This is a genomic window from Synechococcus sp. N32, assembly GCF_900473895.1.
Classification (GTDB): Bacteria; Cyanobacteriota; Cyanobacteriia; order PCC-6307; family Cyanobiaceae; genus Parasynechococcus.
In genome coordinates this window covers 89641-108663 of record NZ_UCND01000003.1, presented here as the reverse complement: position 1 = coordinate 108663, position 19023 = coordinate 89641, and the positions used below count along the sequence as shown (strand labels likewise).

28 protein-coding genes and 1 tRNA gene are annotated in these 19023 nt (G+C 62.9%); 7 read left to right on the top strand and 22 right to left on the bottom strand.

Annotation, left to right across the window (positions count from 1 at the left end; translation table 11 throughout):
• Window positions 1–55: 55 nt before the first annotated feature.
• Genes rplO through rplC form a run of 18 tightly spaced genes read right to left on the bottom strand, consistent with a single transcriptional unit; the run spans window position 56 to window position 8768 of the window.
• Window positions 56–511, bottom strand: coding sequence for a 50S ribosomal protein L15 (rplO, locus tag DXY35_RS00915; protein ID WP_115010467.1), 456 nt, complete (start codon window positions 509–511; stop codon window positions 56–58).
• A 6-nt stretch (window positions 512–517) separates the two neighbouring features.
• Window positions 518–1162, bottom strand: coding sequence for a 30S ribosomal protein S5 (gene rpsE / locus DXY35_RS00910; RefSeq protein WP_011363379.1), 645 nt, complete (start codon window positions 1160–1162; stop codon window positions 518–520).
• 14 nt (window positions 1163–1176) lie between these two features.
• Window positions 1177–1545 (bottom strand): 50S ribosomal protein L18, encoded by a 369-nt coding sequence (gene rplR, locus DXY35_RS00905; protein ID WP_114987264.1) that lies wholly within the window; start codon window positions 1543–1545, stop codon window positions 1177–1179.
• A 33-nt stretch (window positions 1546–1578) separates the two neighbouring features.
• Window positions 1579–2118 carry a 50S ribosomal protein L6 gene (gene rplF / locus DXY35_RS00900; RefSeq protein ID WP_114987267.1) on the bottom strand — a complete coding sequence of 180 codons (540 nt, stop codon included), beginning with the start codon at window positions 2116–2118 and terminating at the stop codon, window positions 1579–1581.
• A 14-nt stretch (window positions 2119–2132) separates the two neighbouring features.
• Window positions 2133–2534: a 30S ribosomal protein S8 gene (rpsH, locus tag DXY35_RS00895; RefSeq protein WP_006850769.1), complete on the bottom strand. Its 402-nt coding sequence runs from the start codon at window positions 2532–2534 to the stop codon at window positions 2133–2135.
• A 19-nt stretch (window positions 2535–2553) separates the two neighbouring features.
• Window positions 2554–3093 carry a 50S ribosomal protein L5 gene (gene rplE, locus DXY35_RS00890; protein ID WP_006851706.1) on the bottom strand — a complete coding sequence of 180 codons (540 nt, stop codon included), beginning with the start codon at window positions 3091–3093 and terminating at the stop codon, window positions 2554–2556.
• A 40-nt stretch (window positions 3094–3133) separates the two neighbouring features.
• Window positions 3134–3490 carry a 50S ribosomal protein L24 gene (rplX, locus tag DXY35_RS00885; RefSeq protein WP_006852039.1) on the bottom strand — a complete coding sequence of 119 codons (357 nt, stop codon included), beginning with the start codon at window positions 3488–3490 and terminating at the stop codon, window positions 3134–3136.
• Between the two features lie 2 nt (window positions 3491–3492).
• Entirely contained in the window at window positions 3493–3858 is a 366-nt protein-coding gene (rplN, locus tag DXY35_RS00880; protein WP_114987269.1) for a 50S ribosomal protein L14, read from the bottom strand.
• The gene (gene rpsQ / locus DXY35_RS00875) at window positions 3855–4151 is read right to left on the bottom strand and encodes a 30S ribosomal protein S17 (protein ID WP_006850241.1); all 297 of its coding nucleotides are present in this window, start codon (window positions 4149–4151) and stop codon (window positions 3855–3857) included. Before rpsQ ends, rplN begins: the two co-directional genes overlap by 4 nt.
• Window positions 4152–4168: 17 nt before the next feature.
• A complete protein-coding gene (rpmC, locus tag DXY35_RS00870; RefSeq protein ID WP_115010469.1) occupies window positions 4169–4378 on the bottom strand; it encodes a 50S ribosomal protein L29 in 210 nt (69 codons plus the stop codon).
• 2 nt (window positions 4379–4380) lie between these two features.
• Window positions 4381–4857: a 50S ribosomal protein L16 gene (gene rplP, locus DXY35_RS00865; protein WP_006851743.1), complete on the bottom strand. Its 477-nt coding sequence runs from the start codon at window positions 4855–4857 to the stop codon at window positions 4381–4383.
• 16 nt (window positions 4858–4873) lie between these two features.
• Window positions 4874–5602 carry a 30S ribosomal protein S3 gene (rpsC, locus tag DXY35_RS00860; RefSeq protein WP_011363386.1) on the bottom strand — a complete coding sequence of 243 codons (729 nt, stop codon included), beginning with the start codon at window positions 5600–5602 and terminating at the stop codon, window positions 4874–4876.
• 20 nt (window positions 5603–5622) lie between these two features.
• A complete protein-coding gene (rplV, locus tag DXY35_RS00855; RefSeq protein WP_114987273.1) occupies window positions 5623–5988 on the bottom strand; it encodes a 50S ribosomal protein L22 in 366 nt (121 codons plus the stop codon).
• Between the two features lie 3 nt (window positions 5989–5991).
• A complete protein-coding gene (gene rpsS / locus DXY35_RS00850) occupies window positions 5992–6267 on the bottom strand; it encodes a 30S ribosomal protein S19 (protein WP_006849645.1) in 276 nt (91 codons plus the stop codon).
• 35 nt (window positions 6268–6302) lie between these two features.
• Window positions 6303–7166, bottom strand: a complete 864-nt coding sequence (gene rplB, locus DXY35_RS00845) for a 50S ribosomal protein L2 (protein WP_006851794.1) — start codon at window positions 7164–7166, stop codon at window positions 6303–6305.
• 15 nt (window positions 7167–7181) lie between these two features.
• Window positions 7182–7484 (bottom strand): 50S ribosomal protein L23, encoded by a 303-nt coding sequence (locus tag DXY35_RS00840; protein WP_006850625.1) that lies wholly within the window; start codon window positions 7482–7484, stop codon window positions 7182–7184.
• Window positions 7477–8112 (bottom strand): 50S ribosomal protein L4, encoded by a 636-nt coding sequence (rplD, locus tag DXY35_RS00835; protein ID WP_115080400.1) that lies wholly within the window; start codon window positions 8110–8112, stop codon window positions 7477–7479. Before rplD ends, DXY35_RS00840 begins: the two co-directional genes overlap by 8 nt.
• On the bottom strand, window positions 8112–8768 hold the full coding sequence (gene rplC / locus DXY35_RS00830) for a 50S ribosomal protein L3 (protein WP_115010470.1): 657 nt from the start codon (window positions 8766–8768) through the stop codon (window positions 8112–8114). The genes rplD and rplC overlap by 1 nt, the downstream gene beginning before the upstream one ends.
• A gap of 381 nt (window positions 8769–9149) precedes the next feature.
• Between rplC and DXY35_RS00825 the strand changes: the two genes are divergently transcribed.
• The 6 genes from DXY35_RS00825 (at window position 9150) to recA (ending at window position 14416) form a co-directional block, all read left to right on the top strand.
• Window positions 9150–9611, top strand: a complete 462-nt coding sequence (locus DXY35_RS00825; protein WP_006850745.1) for an NAD(P)H-quinone oxidoreductase subunit N — start codon at window positions 9150–9152, stop codon at window positions 9609–9611.
• Window positions 9578–10609, top strand: a complete 1032-nt coding sequence (locus DXY35_RS00820; RefSeq protein WP_115080399.1) for an LdpA C-terminal domain-containing domain — start codon at window positions 9578–9580, stop codon at window positions 10607–10609. The genes DXY35_RS00825 and DXY35_RS00820 overlap by 34 nt, the downstream gene beginning before the upstream one ends.
• 22 nt (window positions 10610–10631) lie before the next feature.
• The gene (locus DXY35_RS00815; RefSeq protein ID WP_115080397.1) at window positions 10632–12272 is read left to right on the top strand and encodes an AAA family ATPase; all 1641 of its coding nucleotides are present in this window, start codon (window positions 10632–10634) and stop codon (window positions 12270–12272) included.
• A 102-nt stretch (window positions 12273–12374) separates the two neighbouring features.
• Window positions 12375–12446: transfer RNA gene (locus DXY35_RS00810), tRNA-Gln, on the top strand.
• Window positions 12447–12455: 9 nt separating this feature from the next.
• The gene (locus DXY35_RS00805) at window positions 12456–13205 is read left to right on the top strand and encodes an HAD family hydrolase (RefSeq protein WP_115080395.1); all 750 of its coding nucleotides are present in this window, start codon (window positions 12456–12458) and stop codon (window positions 13203–13205) included.
• An 86-nt stretch (window positions 13206–13291) separates the two neighbouring features.
• Window positions 13292–14416, top strand: a complete 1125-nt coding sequence (gene recA, locus DXY35_RS00800) for a recombinase RecA (protein WP_115080393.1) — start codon at window positions 13292–13294, stop codon at window positions 14414–14416.
• 2 nt (window positions 14417–14418) lie between these two features.
• Here recA and DXY35_RS00795 read toward each other — a convergent pair whose 3' ends face one another.
• The 3 genes from DXY35_RS00795 to DXY35_RS00785 all read right to left on the bottom strand — a co-directional run bounded on the left by DXY35_RS00795 (window position 14419) and on the right by DXY35_RS00785 (window position 16562).
• A complete protein-coding gene (locus DXY35_RS00795) occupies window positions 14419–14763 on the bottom strand; it encodes a DUF1815 family protein (RefSeq protein ID WP_114987287.1) in 345 nt (114 codons plus the stop codon).
• Window positions 14764–14832: 69 nt separating this feature from the next.
• Window positions 14833–15081, bottom strand: a complete 249-nt coding sequence (locus DXY35_RS00790) for a DUF2839 domain-containing protein (RefSeq protein ID WP_115080391.1) — start codon at window positions 15079–15081, stop codon at window positions 14833–14835.
• A gap of 35 nt (window positions 15082–15116) precedes the next feature.
• On the bottom strand, window positions 15117–16562 hold the full coding sequence (locus tag DXY35_RS00785) for a helicase (RefSeq protein WP_115080389.1): 1446 nt from the start codon (window positions 16560–16562) through the stop codon (window positions 15117–15119).
• 83 nt (window positions 16563–16645) lie between these two features.
• Here DXY35_RS00785 and DXY35_RS00780 point away from each other — a divergent pair, with 83 nt between their 5' ends.
• Complete coding sequence (locus DXY35_RS00780; RefSeq protein WP_115080387.1) at window positions 16646–17527, top strand: prephenate/arogenate dehydrogenase; 882 nt, start codon at window positions 16646–16648, stop codon at window positions 17525–17527.
• Here the strand turns inward: DXY35_RS00780 and crtD are convergent.
• Window positions 17511–19013: a C-3',4' desaturase CrtD gene (gene crtD / locus DXY35_RS00775; protein WP_115080385.1), complete on the bottom strand. Its 1503-nt coding sequence runs from the start codon at window positions 19011–19013 to the stop codon at window positions 17511–17513. The two genes, DXY35_RS00780 and crtD, sit on opposite strands and share 17 nt — an antisense overlap.
• Between the last annotated feature and the right edge of the window lie 10 nt (window positions 19014–19023).

Sequence of the window (19023 nt, the reverse complement as noted above, 5' to 3'; positions counted from 1 at the left end):
TCGAAATCCAGCGGACGGCTCAGACCCTAGGGCTGACTTGGGGACGAGCCCTTGATTAGTCGAGGATTTCGCAGGTTCCGCCTGCGGCTTCGATCTTGGTGCGGGCCGAGGCGGTGAATGCCGCGGCTTGCACTGTCAGCTTTTTGGCTTTCAGTTCACCGTTGCCGAGCATCTTCAGAGGATGCTTGGGGCTGGTCACGATGCCGTCCTTGACCAGGGAATCCAAGTTGACGGTGCTGCCGTCCTTCAGGTCGTTCAACGCAGAAACGTTGAGAACGGTGAAGAACTTGGGATTCACCAGGGGGAAGTGCTTCAGCTTCGGCACCCGGCGGTACAGAGGCATTTGGCCACCCTCGAAGCCGGGGCGCGTGGGGCGACCCGAACGGGATTTCTGGCCGCGCATACCGAAGCCGCAGCTGGCACCCTGACCAGCGGCGATGCCGCGGCCCTTGCGCAATTTGCGGCGACGAGCGCCCTTGTTGGATTTGAGGGAATCGAGTCGGAGAGTCATCGCGAATCAGGAATAGATCTGTTCGAGGGAGATTCCCCGTTCCTTCGCCGTCTCCTTGTGGGTGCGGAGAAGCGACAGGGCCACCATGGCAGCCCGTGCATTGTTCAGGGGGGTCTTGCTGCCCAGGCGCTTGGCCAGGACATTCTTGATGCCGGCGAGTTCGAGCACTGTGCGGATGGAACCGCCAGCGATCACACCGGTACCAGGGGCTGCAGGGCGGATGAGCACGCTGGCAGCACCATCACGACCATTGGAGAGGGTCGGAATGGAGTTGTGGCGGGTCAACGGCACTTTGACGAGGTGCTTCTTGCCATCGGCAACACCCTTGCGGACGGCACCGATCACATCACCGGCCTTGCCGACGCCAACGCCGACCTGGCCTTTCTCGTTGCCGACAACCACGATGGCCCGGAAGCTCATCTTCTTACCGCCTTTCACGGTCTTGGAGACGCGGCGGATCTGAACCACGCGCTCTTGCCATTCGGAATCGCGTTCCTGGCCGCGACGGCCACCACGCCGGTCGCCACGACGACCATCACGGTCGCCACGGCCGCGGCGCTGTTCCTGTTGCTGCTGCCCTTCGGCTGCCGCTGGAACGTCGGCCGCACCCGGCACGGCGTTGGGATTGGATTGGGGGGAGGAATCTGTCATGGGTTGAGCAGGAATCAGAACTGAAGGCCCGCTTCCCGGGCGGCATCGGCGAGGGCTTTAATCCGGCCGTGGTACAGATTTCCGCCGCGGTCGAACACCACCTGCTGGATGCCTTTGGCGATGGCGCGCTTGGCGACCAGTTCGCCGACGGCGACAGAGGCGTCGCAGCTGCCAGCCGGAGCCTTGAGGCCGGCGCGCAGCTCCTTGTCAACGGTGGAGGCGGAGCAGAGTGTGCTCTGGGCCGCGTCGTCGATGACCTGGGCGTAGATGTGGTTGTTGGAGCGGAACACGGCCAGACGCGGACGGTCTGAGGTTCCGGTGATGTGACGACGCAGACGCCGGTGGCGTTTTTGCGTCTGCTGTTTGCGGGACAGTTGGGACATGGTGGGTGAAGGGAAGGAACGTCAGGACAAGGCTTATTTCTTGCCGGACTTGCCTGCCTTGCGCAGGATGCGCTCGCCCTCGTACTTGATGCCTTTGCCCTTGTAGGGCTCGGGCGGACGGATGGCGCGGACCTTGGCGGCTTCGTTGCCCACCAGCTCCTTGTCGATGCCGGAGACGATCACCTTGGTGTTGTTCTCCACCTTGAAGGTGATGCCTTCAGGGGCTTCCATCTCGACGGGGTGGCTGTAGCCAGCACTCACCACGAGAGTTTTGCCTTTGACCTGGGCACGGGAGCCCACACCAACGATCTCCAGGGCTTTGCTGTAGCCGTTGCTGACACCCTCGATCATGTTGGCGACGAGGGTGCGGCTCAGGCCGTGGCGCTCACGGGAGATGCGCTTGGTGCTCGTGGGGGAGACCACGATGGTGTTGTTGTCCTGGCTGACGCTGACGCCTTCAGGAAGGGTGCGCTCCAGTTCGCCTTTGGGTCCTTTCACCTTGACGGTGAGACCGTCGAGGGAAACTGTGACCTTTTCAGGGACGGGAACAGGGTTTTTGCCGATTCGTGACATGGTTCAGCTCCGGATCAGTAGACGTAACAGAGCACTTCGCCACCGACGCCCTCACGACGGGCGTCGCGGTCGCTCATCACACCTTTGGAGGTGGAGATGATCGCCACACCCAGTCCGCCGAGGACTTTGGGCAGGCCGCGAGTGTTCTTGTAGATGCGGAGACCGGGCTTGCTGACCCGCTGCATGGAGCGGATGGTGGGCAGCCTGTGCTTGCCGCTGTACTTGAGGGCGAGCACCAGTTCGGTGCGAACGCCTTCACCCTGCTCGCTGATCTCGGAGATGAAGCCCTCCTGCTGCAGCACCTTGGCGATGCTGCGGGTCATCCGCGAAGCGGGGATCTTGGTGGTTTCGTGACGTTTCTCACTCGCATTGCGAATGCGGGTGAGCATGTCGGAAATGGGGTCGTGGTTGGCCATAGGTGTCGACGGGGAGGGCTCAGTTGCTCTGGAACGGCATTCCCATCTCGCGGAGGAGGGCCCGGCCCTCTTCGTCCGAACGGGCAGTGGTCACGATGGTGATGTCCATGCCCCGGATCGCATCGATCTTGTCGAAGGAGATCTCAGGGAAAATGATCTGTTCGCGCACCCCAAGGGTGTAGTTGCCGCGGCCATCAAAACTCTTGGGGCTGACCCCGCGGAAGTCGCGGATGCGGGGCAGCGCCAGGTTGATCAGGCGCTCGAGGAAGGCATACATCCGATCGCCACGGAGGGTGACGGCACAGCCGATCGGCATGCCCTGCCGAATCTTGAAGCCGGCGATGGCTTTTTTGGCACGGGTAACAACGACCTTCTGGCCGGTGATCTGTGCCAGCTCATTCACCGAAGCCTCGAGGGACTTGGCATTGGCGGCGGCTTCGCCGAGACCCCGGTTGACGGTGACTTTCACCACCTTGGGGACTTCATGGATGTTGGTGAGGGAGAGATCCTTCTGCAGCTTGGGCTGGATGGTCTCCCGGTAGCGCTTCTTGAGTGACATAACGGGTTGGGGTGCTTCTGGGCGTGGTCAGAAGTCGGGATCAGTCGAGGACTTCACCGGTTTTCTTCAGCCGGCGCTTCTTGGTGCCGTCCTTTTCGACGACGATTTCAACGCGGCTGGCCACCTTTTTGTCGGTGGAATACAGCATCACGTTGGAGGCATGCAGGGAAGCTTCCTCCGTCACGATGCGGCCGGTCTCGCCCTCCTGGGTGGGCTTTTCGTGGCGGGTGCGCATGTTCACGCCCTCCACGACGACACGGTTTTCGTTGGGCAGGGTGCGCAGAACGGCACCGGTTTTGCCCTTGTCCTTGCCGGCGATCACCTGAACGGTGTCGCCCTTGCGGATGCGCATCTTGATGCGCTCGGTGGCCTTGGCCTTGGTGGTTGCAGTCGCCATGGTCAGATCACCTCCGGTGCGAGGGACACGATTTTGGTGAAGCTGCGGTCACGCAGCTCACGGGCCACCGGTCCGAAGACGCGGGTGCCTTTCGGGTTTTTGTCGTCGTTGATGATGACGGCGGCGTTGTCGTCGAAACGGATCGAGTTTCCGGTTTCACGACGCATGGTGGCTTTGGTGCGCACCACAACGGCCTTCACCACGTCGGACTTTTTGACGCCCATGTTGGGGGCGGCATCCTTCACGGCGGCAACGATCACGTCGCCCACGTGGGCATAGCGACGGTTGGTGCCGAGGACGCGAATGCACTGAATGCGCTTGGCGCCGCTGTTGTCGGCAACGGTGAGATAGGACTCCTGCTGGATCACTGCTTCACCTCCTGAGCTTCAGCCTTGTTGGCTTCCTCAGCTGCAGCTTTCGGGCTGTGGCTGAGAACCTCGGCGATGGCCCACCGCTTTTGGCGGCTCATCGGACGGGTTTCAGTGATGCGAACGCGGTCACCGACGCGACAGGTGTTGTCTTCGTCGTGAGCCTTGTAACGGGTGGTACGGCTGACCGTCTTTTGATAGATGGGGTGTGGGAAGCGGCTTTCCACCGCGACCACCACCGTTTTTTCCATCTTGTCGCTGACGACGGTGCCGATCCTTTCCTTGACTGCCATGGTTACGGAGTGGGGGATCAGGAGGCGGTGGAGCGCTGGCGCTCCGACTGCACCGTCAGCAGCTGGGCCAGCTTGATGCGGACCTCTTTGAAACGGTGCGTGTTAGCGAGCTGGCGCGTGGCCTGCTGGAAACGGAGTTGGAACAGCTCGCGGCGCAGGCCGTCGATCTGTTCGTTGATGTCCGAATCGGACAGGCTGCGCACATCGGCGGCGTTGGGACGGGCCATGGTCAGGACTCCACGGTGACGGCTTCAGAAGCTGCCGGAGCCTTGGCACCAGCTGACTTCTCCTGCTCATCCAGTTGGATGAACTTGGTCTTCACGGGAAGCTTGTATTGCGCGAGGCGCATGGCTTCCTTGGCGATTTCGGGGGTGATTTCATCACCGCCCATCTCGAACAGGATCCGGCCGGGCTTGATCACCGCCACCCAGAATTCTGGGTTGCCCTTACCGGAACCCATCCGGGTTTCGGCAGCGCGCATGGTGACCGGCTTGTCGGGGAAGATCCGGATCCAGATTTTTCCGCCACGCTTGACGTAGCGGGTCATGGCACGACGGCTGGCCTCGATCTGGCGCGAGGTGATCCAGCCACATTCCTGTGCCTGCAGCGCGAATTGTCCGAAGGCAATGGTGTTGCCCCGGGTGGCGACGCCGCGCATGCGGCCTCGCTGCTGCTTACGGAATTTGACGCGTTTTGGACTCAGCATGGTTCAGGCCTCCTGTTCAACCCTCGTTTGAGCGGTCTTCGAACTGTTGGGGCCGACGGCTGGCCCGGCGCCGGGGGGCAGCACCCACCGGCATGGGCTGAGCCTGTTCGCTCAGCACTTCGCCCTTGAACACCCAAACCTTGATGCCGAGCACGCCGTAGGTCGTGCTGGCCACCTTGGTGGCGTAGTCGATGTCGGCACGCAGGGTGTGCAGGGGCACCCGACCCTCGCGGGTCCATTCCGTCCGGGCGATCTCAGCACCGTTCAGGCGACCGGAGACCTGGATCTTCAGACCCAGAACGCCGGCACGCTGAGCGCGCTGCACAGCCATGCGGATGGTGCGGCGGAAGGCCACACGCTTCTCCAGCTGCTGGGCGATGTACTCGGCAAGGAGGAAGGCATCACCGTCGACGCGTTCGACCTCGACAACATTGATCCGCACCTGACGACTGGAGTCGCCGATGGTCTTCTGAATGCCGGATCGAAGCTCTTCGATGCCGCTGCCTTGACGGCCGACCAGCACGCCGGGGCGTGCGGTCTTGAGTTCAACTTCCAGTTGATCGGCCTTGCGGGCGATCAGCACATCGCTGATGCCTGCGGAGCCGTACTTCTTATGGATGAACTTGCGAATCCGGTCGTCCTCCTGGAGGAGGGCCGGATAGTTCTTGCTGGAGGCGTACCAGCGTGACCGGTGTTCCTGGGTGATCCCCAGGCGCAGACCGGTTGGGTTGATTTTGTGTCCCATTGGGTCAGAGTCCTCGGGGGTCAGGAATCGGTCTGAGCCGCCACAGCAATGCTGATGTGGCAGGTCTGTTTCTTGATCTGGTAAGCCCGGCCCTGGGCGCGGGGGCGGTAGCGCTTCATGGAGGGGCCCATGTCAGCGGTCGCGCTCGAGATCACCAGAGATGAGGGGTCGAGACCGAGGTTGTGCTCAGCGTTGGCCACCGCAGACCGGAGCACCTTGGTGATCGGGCCAGTGGAGCGGTAAGGCATGAACTCGAGCATGATCAGCGCGTCGCGATAGGTGCGGCCACGGATTTGGTCGAGCACACGGCGCACCTTCGACACGGAGCCTCGGATGAAGCGACCGTGAGCCTGGGCGGTGGGTGCCGTTTGGGTTGACGATGTCATGGTTTAGCGGCCTCCTTTCTTGTCTCTGATGTGGCCCTTGAAGGTGCGGGTGGGAGCGAACTCTCCCAGCTTGTGGCCCACCATCTGCTCGGTGATGAACACCGGCACATGGGTGCGGCCGTTGTGAACCGCGATCGTGTGGCCGATCATCATCGGCAGGATCGTGGAGGCCCGTGACCAGGTCTTGATCACAGACTTGTCGTCGTTGTCGTTCTGCTTTTCAACCTTGCGAAGCAGGCTGTCGGCAATAAACGGACCTTTTTTGAGTGAACGTCCCATAACGGTTTAAGCAAGCGGATAAGTGATGGTTTGCATCAGGAATCGCGTCCGCCACGGCTCCGCTTGGAGGTCTTGCGACGCTTCCGGAGCACGTATTGGTTGCTGGGTTTGTTCCGCTTGCGGGTCTTGAGACCGAGGGCGGGTTTGCCCCAGGGGGTCACCGGGCCGGAACGGCCGATTGGTGCACGACCCTCACCACCACCGTGAGGGTGATCGCAGGGGTTCATCACACTGCCTCGAACCTGAGGACGGCGACCGAGCCAGCGGCGACGACCGGCCTTACCCAGGCTGGTGTTGCGCATCTCGGAGTTACCGACCTCGCCGAGGGTGGCGTAGCACTCGCGGCGAACCAGGCGAACCTCGGTGGAGGGCAGCTTCAGAGCGACGTAGTCGCCTTCTTTCGCCATCACCTGGGCGCTGGCACCGGCGGTACGGACCATCTGGCCACCACGACCGGCGTAGAGCTCAACGCAGTGAACCGCCGAACCGAGGGGCACCGAGGACAACGGCATGGCGTTGCCGTTTTCGATCGGGGCATCAGGGCCGGAGACCACGGTCTGGCCCACCTGAACTCCTGCAGGAGCAAGGATGTAGCGCTTCTCGCCATCGGCGTAGAAGAGCAGTGCCAGACGCGCGTTGCGATGCGGGTCGTAGTGAATCGCGGCCACCTTGGCGGGGACACCGTGCTTGTTGCGACGGAAATCCACCACGCGATAGAGGCGCTTGTGGCCACCACCGCGGTGGCGGCAGGTGATCACACCGCGGTTGTTGCGGCCCTTGCGGCGGTGTTTGGCCACCACCAGGGTCCGCTCCGGCTTGCGGCTGGTGATCTCACTGAAATCAGTGACCACCCGGGTGCGGGTACCGGGGGTGTAGGGGCGGAAATTACGGATTGCCATGACGATTCAGACCCCTCAGGACTCAGGGAAGAGTTGGATCGAGTTGCCCTCCGCCAGGCGCACCACGGCTTTCTTCACCTGGGCACGTTTGCCGGCGAAGCGACCCATGCGACGGGAGCGTCGCGGGGGATTCATGGTGCTGATGCCGGTGACCTTCACATCGAAGAGCTGCTCAATGGCGGCCTTGATGTCGGGCTTAGCGGCGCGGTGGTCCACCTCGAAGGTGTACTGGTTGATTTCGAGGGCGCGGGTGGCCTTCTCGGTGATCAGGGGACGGCGGATCACATCCGCCAGGCGTCCTTGGAAACGTTCAGTCATCGCCGTAGACCTCCTGGATGGTTGCGAGAGCTTCCTCGCCCAGCACCAGAGCATTGGCGTGGAGCAGGTCGAAGACGTTCAGCTGATCTGCGGAGATCAACTTGACTTTCTCCAGGTTGCGCACGGAACGGCGCACAACATCGGAGGGGTTCGTCAGAACGATGAGCACCTTGGAGCCGGCAGCAACACCGAGGCGACCAAGAGCATCTGTGATCTCACGGGTCTTGGGGGCATCCAGCGAAGCACCGAAGTCCTTCACGACGGTCACATCGTCAATGCGGGCCATCAGCGCGGTGCGCAGGGCCAGACGACGCTCCTTGCGGTTCATCGCAAGGTTGTACGTGCGGGGCTTGGGTCCAAAGATGATGCCGCCGCCGGGTTTCAGAGGAGTGCGGATCGATCCCTGACGGGCCCGACCAGTTCCTTTCTGCTTGTAGGGCTTGCGACCACCACCGCGCACTTCTGAGCGGGTGAGGGTGCTGGCGGTTCCTTGGCGTGCATGGGCCTGCTGACGCAGAACGGCCCGATGCATCAGGTCAACGGCGGTGGTCTCTTTGGCCACCTTCAGGTCCAGGGTTGCCTTGCCGGCTTCCTTGCCCTGCCAATCACGAACGACACAACTGGCCATCACTTACCTCCTTTGGCGGGCTTGGCGCCCACGCGCAAGGCCGGGCGGATGTTGAGCAGCGCACCAGGCTTGCCGGGCACGGATCCCTTCACCACCAGCAGATTGTGCTCGCTGTCCACCTTGAGGATGGTCAGGCCGCGGGTGGTGATTTTCTTGCCGCCGTAGCGACCGGCCATCCGCTTTCCGGGATAGATGCGGCCCGGGGTCGTACCGGCACCGGTCGAACCGGGCTCGCGGTGGTTCTTCGAACCGTGGGTCATCGGACCCCGGCTGAAGCCGTGGCGCTTTTGGTAGCCAGCGAAGCCGCGGCCGACGGTGTCACCGCTGACGTCCACCTTCTGGCCGGCTTCGAAATCGCCGACGGTGATGGCGCCACCGAGTTCAAGACCTTCAACGCTGTCGACGCGGTATTCGCGCAGATGACGCAGAAGGCCCTCACCGGATTTGTTGAGGTGACCCTGGGCGGGCTTGTTGATCAGCTTCTCGCGGGTTTCGCCAAAGCCGATCTGCACTGCGGAATAACCGTCAGTGTCGTCGTTTTTGAGTTGGGTGATGCGGCAGGGGCCGGCTTCGATCAAGGTGACCGGAACAGCTCTGCCCTGCTCGTCGAAGAACTGGGACATACCCAGCTTCTTCCCGAGGATGCCGATGGACATGGATGGGGAGGAAGCGCCAGCGTGGACAACCACCAGGCGGAGAACCGCATGGGGTCAGGTGCTGATCGATTGGACGCAGACGTGGTTCGAAGCGGAACTCCCGAAGGAGTGGATTCGAATGGGCTAGCGAACGATTCAGCGAGGCTGGGACTTGCATCTGCACGATGTGCTGTTGCAGTTTCCCGACGGAGATCTCCGAAGAAAGCTTCCGTACTGGCCTGGGGATTCGACGCAATCGTCGAATCTGTTCTGCCGACTGGAGGCCCGGCTAGCGGACGGGCACAGAAACACAGAACAAACAACGAACCTACAACACCGACCTTCCCTCTCCCCTGATCCCTCTGCCTGCTGCCAGAATCTCCTCCAATCCCTGTAGCTGCCATGCCTCTGCTTCTCACCGGTCAGGCATTTCGCCGTGATCTCGAAGCCAATGGCTGTCTGGCGGTGCAGGCTCCGCTCGAAGGCGGTGCAGAAACCCGTCTGTTAAGACGTCTGCGCGGCGCCGGTTACAGCACCCGCATGACATCGGCCCGTGGTCTTGGTGATCCGGAGGTGTTCCTCACCCAGAAGCACGGCATTCGTCCGCCCCATCTCGGCCATCAAAGTGTTGGTCGTGGTGCTGCTGTGGGAGAAGTGCAGGAGGTGGCTCCCCAGCTCGGCGACCTGTTTGAAGGTGATGCTCCCGTGGCTCTCTGGCTGCTGGAAGGCCAAGTGCTCTCGCGCTCTGAACTTCTTTCGCTCTGCGATCTGTGCAAGCGCGAACCGCGTTTACGCATCATCGTGGAGATGGGTGGTGCTCGCAGCCTGAAGTGGGAACCGATGACCACATATCTGAAGGCCTGACGCCTGACGACGCCCTCGTACAGGGCCGCTGGGTCAAGCTGATCTGTGGGGCAAGCAACCATGATCTGCCGGCCATTGCCGACCTGACCGCAGTCTTTGCGGCTGTTGGTGTTCATTGCATTGATGTGGCGGCCGATCCAGCGGTTGCCCTGGCAGCGCGTCGCGGCCTGGACTGGGCTGAGGCGCAAACAGGTCGTCGCCCCTGGCTGATGGTGAGCCTCAGCGATGGCAATGATGCTCACTTCCGCAAGGCCTGGTTCGATCCTGGCCGCTGTCCGGTGGACTGTCCGCGGCCCTGCGAAAGGATTTGTCCGGCGGCAGCGATTCCGCCCGCTGCTGGCATCGACCAGCAGCGTTGCTATGGCTGCGGCCGCTGCCTTCCGGCTTGCCCCCATGGCTTGATCGAGGAGCGCGACCACCGTTTGGCCCCTGAGCAGGTGGTCTCCCTGCTCCAATCGATTCAGCCCGATGCTGTGGAGATTCACACCGCATCTGGGCATGACGAGGGCTTCGCAACGCTGATCCAAAGCCTTCAGCAGCACAAGGTTCCCTTGCGGCGCTTGGCTGTGAGCTCCGGCTTGGAGGGCCACGGCGTGAAGGCCGATCAGTTGGCTGGTTTGCTTTGGCGTCGCTATTCCCGCCTGCGGCAGGCCTGTTACAGACCCCTCTGGCAGCTGGATGGGCGTCCGATGAGCGGCGATGTGGGGGCTGGCACCGCGCGGGCTGCAGTTCAGCTCTGGCGTGCCATGCGGAGTCTGGCCCCGCCGGGCCCGCTGCAGCTGGCCGGTGGTACCAACGCCGCAACGCTGGGGTTCTTGCGTTCGACGGAGCGGCCGGCTGGCATCGCCTTTGGTGGTGTGGCCCGTCGCTTGCTGATGCCTGTGCTGGATGAGGCGCAAACCCGTGGCCTTGCCCTGTGGCAATGGCCCGAGGGTTGGAAGCGTGCCCTCTCCCTCGCGCGTCCATTGGTTGCGCCATGGCTGCAGCGCTCTTGCTAAAAGGCTGAAACGCGCAGATCCCATGGGCACGCAACGGGTCACCGACGATCTGGATCGCCTTCTCGAGCTCCTGCCGGATGCCGTGCAGGAGCAGTTGCGGCCGGAAGAAGCGCGAAAGCAGTTGCTTGAGGTGGTGCTCGATCTGGGTCGGGTTCCAGAAGCGCGTTATCCAGGCCGTGCCCTGGCGTTGGGTTCCACGCCGTTGTCCCGCCAGGATCTAACGGCTGTGGTGGCCAGGATTGGTCAGTTCGGTGGCGACAACCGGGCGGGAATTGAACGAACGCTTCACCGGATCAGCGCGATTCGCAACCGTCAGGGTGAGGTGGTCGGTTTGACCTGCCGGGTGGGCCGAGCCGTGTTCGGCACCGTTGCCATGGTGCGGGACCTCCTGGATGGAGGGCAGTCCTTGTTGTTGATGGGGCGCCCGGGTGTTGGCAAGACAACGGCGTTGCGCGAGATCGCCAGGGTGCTTGCCGATGAGCTGGAGCGGCGCGTTGTTGTGATCGACACGAGCAATGAGATCGCCGGTGATGGCGACATCCCGCACCCCGCGATTGGTCGGGCCCGCCGCATGCAGGTGGCCAGGCCTGAGCTGCAGCACCAAACCATGATCGAGGCGGTGGAAAATCACATGCCCGAAGTCATCGTGATCGATGAGATCGGCACGGAGCTGGAGGCGCAGGCCGCGCGCACCATCGCTGAACGTGGTGTGGTTCTCGTCGCCACAGCCCACGGCAATGCTTTGGCCAACCTGATCAAGAACCCCACCCTCAGCGATCTGGTGGGGGGCATTCAGTCGGTCACCCTCGGGGATGAGGAGGCCCGGCGGCGGCGCAGTCAGAAAACGGTGTTGGAGCGCGCCGCCGAACCAACGTTTCCGGTGGCGGTTGAAATGCACAGCCGGCAGCGCTGGGTCGTTCACACCGACGTTGCCGCCACCGTGGATCAACTGCTCCGGGGCCTGAAGCCAAGGGTTCAGGAGCGTGAGCTGACGCCTGAGGGGGGCGTTCAGTTGGTGGACCCGCCTCAGGCTTCCGGTTTGCTGCGGCCTCCGTCCCAACGGTCGTTTGCGGATCAGCCGGTCTCCGCTCCCGTGCCCATGCCTGCAGCCAGTGCCCAAGGGGCCAGTGCGGCAGAGGAACCACCTCCGCAGGAGACCAGCTCCGAGCATCTGCAGGTTCTCTGTTGCGGGGTTCCACCTCGTGTTGTGGAAGAGGCCATCCGTTCCCACGGTTGGAAGGCGCGGGTTGTGGAGGACTTGAGTGAGGCTGATGTGGTGTTGAGCGTTCGGCTGGGCCTCAGTCGTCAACCATCACTGCGCCGTCAGGCCAGGGATCTGGGGATCCCGATCCTGGTGATCAAGTCCGACACCCTGCCCCAGGTGACCCGTGCCATGGCACGTCTTCTGCGCCGTCAGGCCACCGAAACAGCCGCAGAGGTCACTCCGCCGGATCGGGCGTCTCAGGACGATGAATTGGCTGCTCTCGAGGAATGCCGGCTTGCGGTGGAACAGGTGGTGATGCCGCAAGGCAGGCCGGTGGAGTTGCTGCCCCGCAGTGAGCGTGTTCTCCGGATGCAGGCCGACCTTGTGCGCCGTTACCGATTGCGCAGTGATGTCTTCGGTGAGGCTGAAATGTCACGCCTGAGGGTTTTCCCCCGCTGATTGGCCGACGGTTGGTTCGCCCGGTGGATTGACGAAGGGTTGGCTGCTGTGGGTAACTATGTGTACTCCGGTGATCCGCAGGTCGCGGTTCAAACGGATCAATGGGCCGTCGCCAAGTGGTAAGGCAGCGGGTTTTGGTCCCGCCATTCCTAGGTTCGAATCCTAGCGGCCCAGTTTTCGTCCATGAATTATCACCCCCTCCTGGTCTTCGACTTCGACGGGGTCATCGTTGATGGCATGGCGGAGTACTGGTGGAGTGCCTGGCATGCCTGTCGTCGTCTTGAGGCTGCTCCAGAGGGCTTGACGCCTGATCAGGTCCCTGACGCCTTCCGACAGCTGCGGCCGTGGGTGCATCACGGTTGGGAGATGGTTCTGCTGGCCGCAGAGCTGCCGGTGCTGAACCTTCAGGTTTGGCTGGAGTCCTATGGGGACGCGCAGGCCTCGGCACTGCAACGGCGTGGATGGCGGCCGGAGCAGCTGCAGGCGGCCCTCGATGACGCCAGGGATCAAGCCGTTCGGCAGAGCCGTTCGGCTTGGTTGGCGCTGCATCGACCTTTCCCCGGTCTGGTGGAGCGGCTGCAGCGGTTGGAGGCTGAGGGGGTGGACTGGTCTGTTCTGACCACCAAAACCCAGACCTTCACAGCTGAACTGCTGAACAGCCTTGGCCTGCACCCTTGGCGCCTGGATGGCCGTGAGGCTGGCGCCAAGCCTCAGGTTCTCCTTCAGCTTCAGCAGCAGCGAAGGCTGTGTGGCTTCGTGGAAGACCGCCGGGCGACGCTGGAGGCGGTGCGCTCAACCCCAGGGTTAGAAAAGTTGCCCTGTTTTCTGGTGAGTTGGGGCTATCTTCGCCCGCAGGATCAGAGCGGTCTTCCCTCAGGGATTGCCCTGCTCCATCCAGATCGTTTTCGGGCCCCCCTGGCGCAGTGGCCCTGATTCGTTACGGTACGCTTGTACTACCTGAGACGATTCGGCGCTTCTGTGGCATTGGATCTCTCGTTCCTTAGTTTCAGGTCCTTCTCATGCCTGCAGATATGAAATCCGGCGCTTCCGATCCCCATTCCTCCGGCGAGAGGGACAAGGCGCTGAATCTGGTGCTGGGTCAGATCGAGCGCAACTTCGGCAAGGGATCGATCATGCGGCTGGGCGATGCCTCCCGCATGCGGGTGGAGACGATTTCCACCGGTGCACTGACCCTTGACCTCGCCTTGGGCGGTGGATACCCGAAGGGCCGCGTGGTGGAGATTTACGGCCCGGAAAGTTCCGGTAAAACCACGCTCACGCTGCACGCGATCGCTGAAGTTCAGAAGCGTGGTGGTGTGGCGGCCTTCGTGGATGCGGAGCATGCCCTGGATCCCGTTTATGCCGCTTCGCTGGGCGTTGATGTTGAGAACCTGTTGGTCTCTCAGCCCGACACCGGCGAGATGGCGCTGGAGATCGTTGATCAACTGGTGCGATCGGCGGCGGTGGATCTGGTCGTTGTCGACTCGGTGGCTGCTCTCACCCCCCGCGCTGAGATCGAAGGTGAGATGGGAGATCTGGCGGTTGGCGCCCAGGCGCGTCTGATGAGTCAGGCGATGCGGAAGATCACCGGCAACATCGGCAAGTCGGGTTGCACCGTCATCTTCCTCAATCAGCTGCGTCTCAAGATTGGTGTGACCTACGGCAATCCAGAGACCACCACTGGAGGCAACGCGCTCAAGTTCTATGCCTCGGTTCGCCTCGACATCCGTCGGATTCAGACCCTCAAGAAGGGAACCGAAGAATTCGGCATCAGGGCCAAGGTGAAAGTCGCGAAGAACAAGGTGGCGCCCCCCTTCCGCATTGCCGAATTCGACATTCTCTTCGGCCGCGGCATCAGCACCCTGGGCTGTCTGCTGGATCTGGCTGAAGAAACGGGTGTTGTTGTCCGCAAAGGCGCCTGGTACAGCTACGAGGGAGACAACATCGGTCAGGGTCGCGACAACACCATCTCCTGGATGGAGGAGAACCCGGACGCAACAGCCACCATCGAAACGTTGGTGCGTCAGAAGCTGACGGAGGGCTCTGAGGTGAAGGCGAATTCGATGCGCCCCCTAGCCGCCGCTGCAAAGACGGGTGCTGCTGATAAGTCCGCTCCGGCCAAGGCCTCAGAGGCGGCGGCCTGATTTCAGGCGGCCTGGGCCAGGGACTGCATGGCGCGGACCTGGCCTTCCTGGGCCAGATCGGCCATCCGCTGCAATTCCTGGATGGCTTCTGCTCCCTCCAGCTTCACCAGTTCTCGGCCGTTGCGGGATTCCACCCAGCTGATGCCGAAGTCGGAGACAAGAAAGCGCACCATGTGGCCATCGCCGATGTCAGCCACAAACGACGCTCCATGGCCATCGCGGCCGTCGCCACAGGAATAACAAGTGGCTGTGAAGCCCGCGCTTTGAAGACTGCTGGCGAGGGCCTGCAGGCTCATCACCAGGTCTTCAACGACGGATCGATAGTGTTCGGCCAGGCGCGGAAACATAGCTGAGTCTCCATTGAGACCCAGTCTAAAGGTTTTCTTTTGTTTTCGTTTGTTGGTTGAGCCGGTTGCTCAGGGGGTATCCGCAAGCGTCCACCAACCGGCCGCTGGGCCGATGAAGCGCACCGTCACCCAAAGCACCACCATTCCCCCGATTCCAATCCAGGCGCCACGGGTGGTCACCGCCATGAACTGCTGCGTCTGATTGCGGGTGAGCGGAAGCCAGGACACCACCCGTGGGGAGGTGTCCACAGCTTTGGTGCTGGCTTTGGTTTGACGAGGGGGTAAGCCTTGGGCAGCCCGGCGGCGTGCTTCTCCCATGCACTTCTAAGCGTTGCAGGGAGGCTAAGCGTTGTTCACTCCGGCAGCAGTCGCTGCAATGGGATCCAAGGTTCCAGTCGGTGCAGCACCTGATCACCCCAGCTGCGCCCTCGCAGGCGGCCATCGAGAATGGCCAGGCGACCACCGCTGCGGCGCAGCGGCGCAATGGCGGCAGGGATCAGGCTCAGAGCTTCTGGCAGCAGCAGGGTGCGGAACCAGTCCTCTCCCTGCTGTTTCAGTCGCTCCACCCGAGCCGAGGTGAGCGGATTGTCCAGGCTGGCGATGGGGAGCATGCCGACAATCAGCTGTGCTGGGGCCGGCAGTTGCTCCTGATGCTCCAGCCACCAGTCCCAGTTGCAGGTCACCACGCCATTGCTTTCGGGTGCTGTCGACTTATGCACCACACGGCGTCCGAATTCCGCAGCCAGGGAGCTGGTCAGTTGCCGACGCAGCTGGTCGTCATTGATCAGAACAAGGGTGAGCCCAGCCTGGCCAAGGATGAGCCTTCTGCTCTCCTCCAAGAGATGTTGGGCGTAGATCCGGGTGTTCGGCAGCGGCTGGCGACGCGGGGCATAGATGGGGAGCGGTTCATTCAGCTCCCGTTCCCGCAGTGTTGCCCGCACGTCGGGGACAACGCCGGCCTGTTCAAATTCCAGATCAAGCCTGGTGTTGTCTCCATTGCTGCTGAACATCAGGCAGGGGTGATCCAGCAGAACTCCCCGCAGCAGTTGGAGGGGTTCGAGGGGGGCCAGCTTCCAGCGCCACTGGAGCAGCCGGTGATCCAGTTCAGCCCATTGACTCCACTCAGTCGGGTTGATGCTGCGGAGGCTGTTCCACGGTTCAGGGCTGGCTGGCATCAGCTGGAGCAGGTCACGCAGGGCCTGCCCGGCTGAGCCTTCGAGTCGCACGGCGCCATCGGGCCTCGTGGCATCAGCGAACAGCTGCCGGCTCATCCGGTCATGCAATTCCAGCAATCCGGATTCCGCCTGGGGACAGGCCTGGCGCAGCTCATCCCAGTGCTGATGCTCGATCTCCAAAGTCAAGGCGTTGCGCATGCGCCGGCTCAACTGATCCATCTCCGGGATCAGCAGTTGCCGTTGGCCCAAGTGCCCGTCGCGATGGGCCTGAATCAGCTCGCCAACATCCATCAGCCAGAGCTGTGGTCCCTCCGGAGGGGTCGGCCCCTTCCAGCAGGGGAGCCTCAGGCCCTGGTGGCGGAGACGGGGCAATTCCAGCTGGAGCAGACGCCGGCGTTGGGGGGCCGTCAGCACCAGCGCCCCCGCTTCGGGTGCCAGGCACAGCGGCACCAGCAGACCGAGCCACCAGCGTTCGCTGCTGCTGGGGGGGAGCTGAACGAGTGTTGTGTCGCGACGCCTCAGGCTTCGTGCCACCAGCCGGCTCAGGGTTAGGTGGTGGGGCCAGTCCGATTCCTCCTGACGGAGCAGGGTTTTGATCTGGTGGTGGGCCTGGGCTTCCAACATCGTCAAACCCTAAGCAGGCTTCCCCTGGCGATTGGTTCATGGCAATCCATCCATCAACATGGCTTCACGACCCTGCTGGAGAGATGGCGGTGCAACCGGGACGTGTGGGGATCGTTGGCCTTGGCTTGATCGGGGGATCCCTTGGTCTGGATCTGCAGGCGCGGGGCTGGTCGGTGCAGGGCCTTGTGCATCGTCAGGCCACGGCGGATCGCGCCATGGCCCGAGGGCTGGTTGGTTCGGTGTCGACCGATCCCAGCTGCCTCTCGGGTTGCGACCTGGTGATCCTGGCGTTGCCCATTCCCTTGCTGCTGAACCCACCGGATGAGCTCATTGCGGCCCTGCCGGAAGCAGCGGTGATCACCGATGTTGGTTCGGTCAAACAGCCTGTGTTGGAGGCTTGGCGCCAGCGGCATCCCCGCTTTGTGGCCAGTCACCCCATGGCAGGCACAGCTCAGGCGGGCGTTGAGGCCGGTGTGGTGGATCTGTTCCGCGGCCGCCCCTGGATCGCGACTCCGGATCAAAAAACAGACCCCGCTGCCCTGGCTCAGGTTCGTGATCTGGCCGTCAGCGTGGGTGGCCATTGGCTGACGGCCACCGCGTCCCAGCACGACCAGGCTGTGGCTCTGATTTCCCACATGCCGGTGCTGGTGAGTGCTGCACTGCTGCGGGCAGTGGGCGATGAACGGGATCCGGAGATCCGGCAGTTGGCCATGGTGCTGGCGTCCAGTGGCTTTGCCGACACCAGTCGTGTGGGTGGCGGGAATCCCGATCTAGGGGTGGCGATGGCATCCACCAACAGGGATGCGGTGTTGCGCGGCTTGGCGGCCTACCGCTGGAGCCTTGAGCAGCTCGAAGATGCCGTGCTCCAGCAAAACTGGTCTCAGCTCGCGTTGGAACTGCGCCGAACGCAGACCCTGCGCCCGGATTTTTTGAGGGCACCTGGGGAAGTCAGCTCCGAAAACTGAGCGGTTGACCCCGTTCGGCCCTGAGCTGCCGGCAGGCATTGAGGGCTGACAGGCTCACCCCCGCTGTGCCCTCGCCCGGATGGAGGCTGTCGCCGCAGAGCCAAAGCCCCGGCATGGGCGTTCGTCCTGCCAGGCCGAAGGGGCCGAACCGGCTTGGATGCTGTCCAAGGCCTCCGACCATGCCGTTGGGACGGCCCGTCCAGCCGGCGAAGCCCCGTGGTGTTGCCAGTTCAGCGTGCAACCAGGCGTCGTCTTCGAGCGAGAGCCAGCGGTTCAATTCGGCTTGGATCAAGTTCAGCATCTCTGTTTTGCGCTGCTGGTACTCCGGCTCCGGCAAGCGGCACCAGTCACCTGTTGGGGTGAACACGCTGGCAATCAAGGTGGCCTGCCCCTGGGGCGCACGCCCATCGCCCTCGCGGCTGATGGAAACAAACAGAGGCCCTGGGGATGCGCAGCCCCGCTGGAGATGGCCTGGGCAGGAATCTGGCAGTGCATCACGCCGCACCGCTCCGTAAAGCACCAGCGCACCACTCGGTTCATGCAGGTTGTCCAGTCGCTTGCGGTACCCCTTGGGCAGTTGATCCGGTTCGATCAACTCCTGCAGGCACTGGGGCGGCAGGCTGCAGACCACATCGCGGCTGCTGCGTTGGTGTTCCGTGCCCTTGCCGGTGCTGATCGTCACCTGCCAACCGGATGAGCCGGGTTGCAGCTTGGTGACCCGATGCTTCATCAGCACCGTTCCGCCGTCGCGCTCAATGGCCGCCACCAGCTGATTGCTCAACACCTGCATCGATCCCTCCAGATGCCAGAGCCCGAGTGGTGCTTGGGCCATGTGCAGGACGGTTGCGCCGTACAGCGCCGCCGTGCGATCGGCCGGTTCCTGGGAGTACAGCTTCAGCTGGAGGTCGAGAAAGCGCCGCAGCCGTTGATCGTCACCGCAACCGCACAGCCGCAACAGATCGGCAATGGTCAGACCTGTGAACAGTCCCGATGCCAGCGTTGCGGGCCGAAGGGCCCGCAGCAATGTGCCGAGATCCCAGAGGGAGCGCGGGGTCACCACAGGGTCCTGGCTGGCGAACTGCCAGTTGCTGGAATGCAACTGATGGCAAAGGCTCCAGAAGAGCTGGCTGCCTGGGAATTGACGCTCACGCTCGGCGGCCCAGGCGTCCGGGTCATGCCAGAGCGAAATGGGAGGGGAGCCATCGCCGAGGTCGACCACACAACCTGGGTCCAGAAGCTCTGCGCTGGGCAGAGGCATGTCCAGATGCTTCAGCAGTCGGGCATGACTGCCTCCGGGCTCCAACCCAGCCACCTGGGTCGCCCCAACATCGAACACCCATGGACCACGCCGGAACGTTCCGGCACATCCCCCCGGTTGTTGATGCGCTTCCAGCAGCGTGACCTTGACGCCATCGCGGGCCAGGAGCGCCGCTGCGGTTAAGCCAGCGATCCCACCGCCGACCACGATCACGCTGGATTCGCTCACGGCGCCCTGA

Excerpts from the sequence above, each read along its gene's own strand:
- rplO (WP_115010467.1), bottom strand. The coding sequence starts at position 511 with ATGACTCTCCGACTCGATTCCCTCAAATCCAACAAGGGCGCTCGTCGC.
- rpsE (WP_011363379.1), bottom strand. The coding sequence starts at position 1,162 with ATGACAGATTCCTCCCCCCAATCCAATCCCAACGCCGTGCCGGGTGCG.
- rplR (WP_114987264.1), bottom strand. The coding sequence starts at position 1,545 with ATGTCCCAACTGTCCCGCAAACAGCAGACGCAAAAACGCCACCGGCGT.
- rplF (WP_114987267.1), bottom strand. The coding sequence starts at position 2,118 with ATGTCACGAATCGGCAAAAACCCTGTTCCCGTCCCTGAAAAGGTCACA.
- rpsH (WP_006850769.1), bottom strand. The coding sequence starts at position 2,534 with ATGGCCAACCACGACCCCATTTCCGACATGCTCACCCGCATTCGCAAT.
- rplE (WP_006851706.1), bottom strand. The coding sequence starts at position 3,093 with ATGTCACTCAAGAAGCGCTACCGGGAGACCATCCAGCCCAAGCTGCAG.
- rplX (WP_006852039.1), bottom strand. The coding sequence starts at position 3,490 with ATGGCGACTGCAACCACCAAGGCCAAGGCCACCGAGCGCATCAAGATG.
- rpsQ (WP_006850241.1), bottom strand. The coding sequence starts at position 4,151 with ATGGCAGTCAAGGAAAGGATCGGCACCGTCGTCAGCGACAAGATGGAA.
- rpmC (WP_115010469.1), bottom strand. The coding sequence starts at position 4,378 with ATGGCCCGTCCCAACGCCGCCGATGTGCGCAGCCTGTCCGATTCGGAC.
- rplP (WP_006851743.1), bottom strand. The coding sequence starts at position 4,857 with ATGCTGAGTCCAAAACGCGTCAAATTCCGTAAGCAGCAGCGAGGCCGC.
- rpsC (WP_011363386.1), bottom strand. The coding sequence starts at position 5,602 with ATGGGACACAAAATCAACCCAACCGGTCTGCGCCTGGGGATCACCCAG.
- rplV (WP_114987273.1), bottom strand. The coding sequence starts at position 5,988 with ATGACATCGTCAACCCAAACGGCACCCACCGCCCAGGCTCACGGTCGC.
- rpsS (WP_006849645.1), bottom strand. The coding sequence starts at position 6,267 with ATGGGACGTTCACTCAAAAAAGGTCCGTTTATTGCCGACAGCCTGCTT.
- rplB (WP_006851794.1), bottom strand. The coding sequence starts at position 7,166 with ATGGCAATCCGTAATTTCCGCCCCTACACCCCCGGTACCCGCACCCGG.
- DXY35_RS00840 (WP_006850625.1), bottom strand. The coding sequence starts at position 7,484 with ATGACTGAACGTTTCCAAGGACGCCTGGCGGATGTGATCCGCCGTCCC.
- rplD (WP_115080400.1), bottom strand. The coding sequence starts at position 8,112 with ATGGCCAGTTGTGTCGTTCGTGATTGGCAGGGCAAGGAAGCCGGCAAG.
- rplC (WP_115010470.1), bottom strand. The coding sequence starts at position 8,768 with ATGTCCATCGGCATCCTCGGGAAGAAGCTGGGTATGTCCCAGTTCTTC.
- DXY35_RS00825 (WP_006850745.1), top strand. The coding sequence starts at position 9,150 with ATGCCTCTGCTTCTCACCGGTCAGGCATTTCGCCGTGATCTCGAAGCC.
- DXY35_RS00815 (WP_115080397.1), top strand. The coding sequence starts at position 10,632 with ATGGGCACGCAACGGGTCACCGACGATCTGGATCGCCTTCTCGAGCTC.
- DXY35_RS00805 (WP_115080395.1), top strand. The coding sequence starts at position 12,456 with ATGAATTATCACCCCCTCCTGGTCTTCGACTTCGACGGGGTCATCGTT.
- recA (WP_115080393.1), top strand. The coding sequence starts at position 13,292 with ATGCCTGCAGATATGAAATCCGGCGCTTCCGATCCCCATTCCTCCGGC.
- DXY35_RS00795 (WP_114987287.1), bottom strand. The coding sequence starts at position 14,763 with ATGTTTCCGCGCCTGGCCGAACACTATCGATCCGTCGTTGAAGACCTG.
- DXY35_RS00790 (WP_115080391.1), bottom strand. The coding sequence starts at position 15,081 with ATGGGAGAAGCACGCCGCCGGGCTGCCCAAGGCTTACCCCCTCGTCAA.
- DXY35_RS00785 (WP_115080389.1), bottom strand. The coding sequence starts at position 16,562 with ATGTTGGAAGCCCAGGCCCACCACCAGATCAAAACCCTGCTCCGTCAG.
- DXY35_RS00780 (WP_115080387.1), top strand. The coding sequence starts at position 16,646 with ATGGCGGTGCAACCGGGACGTGTGGGGATCGTTGGCCTTGGCTTGATC.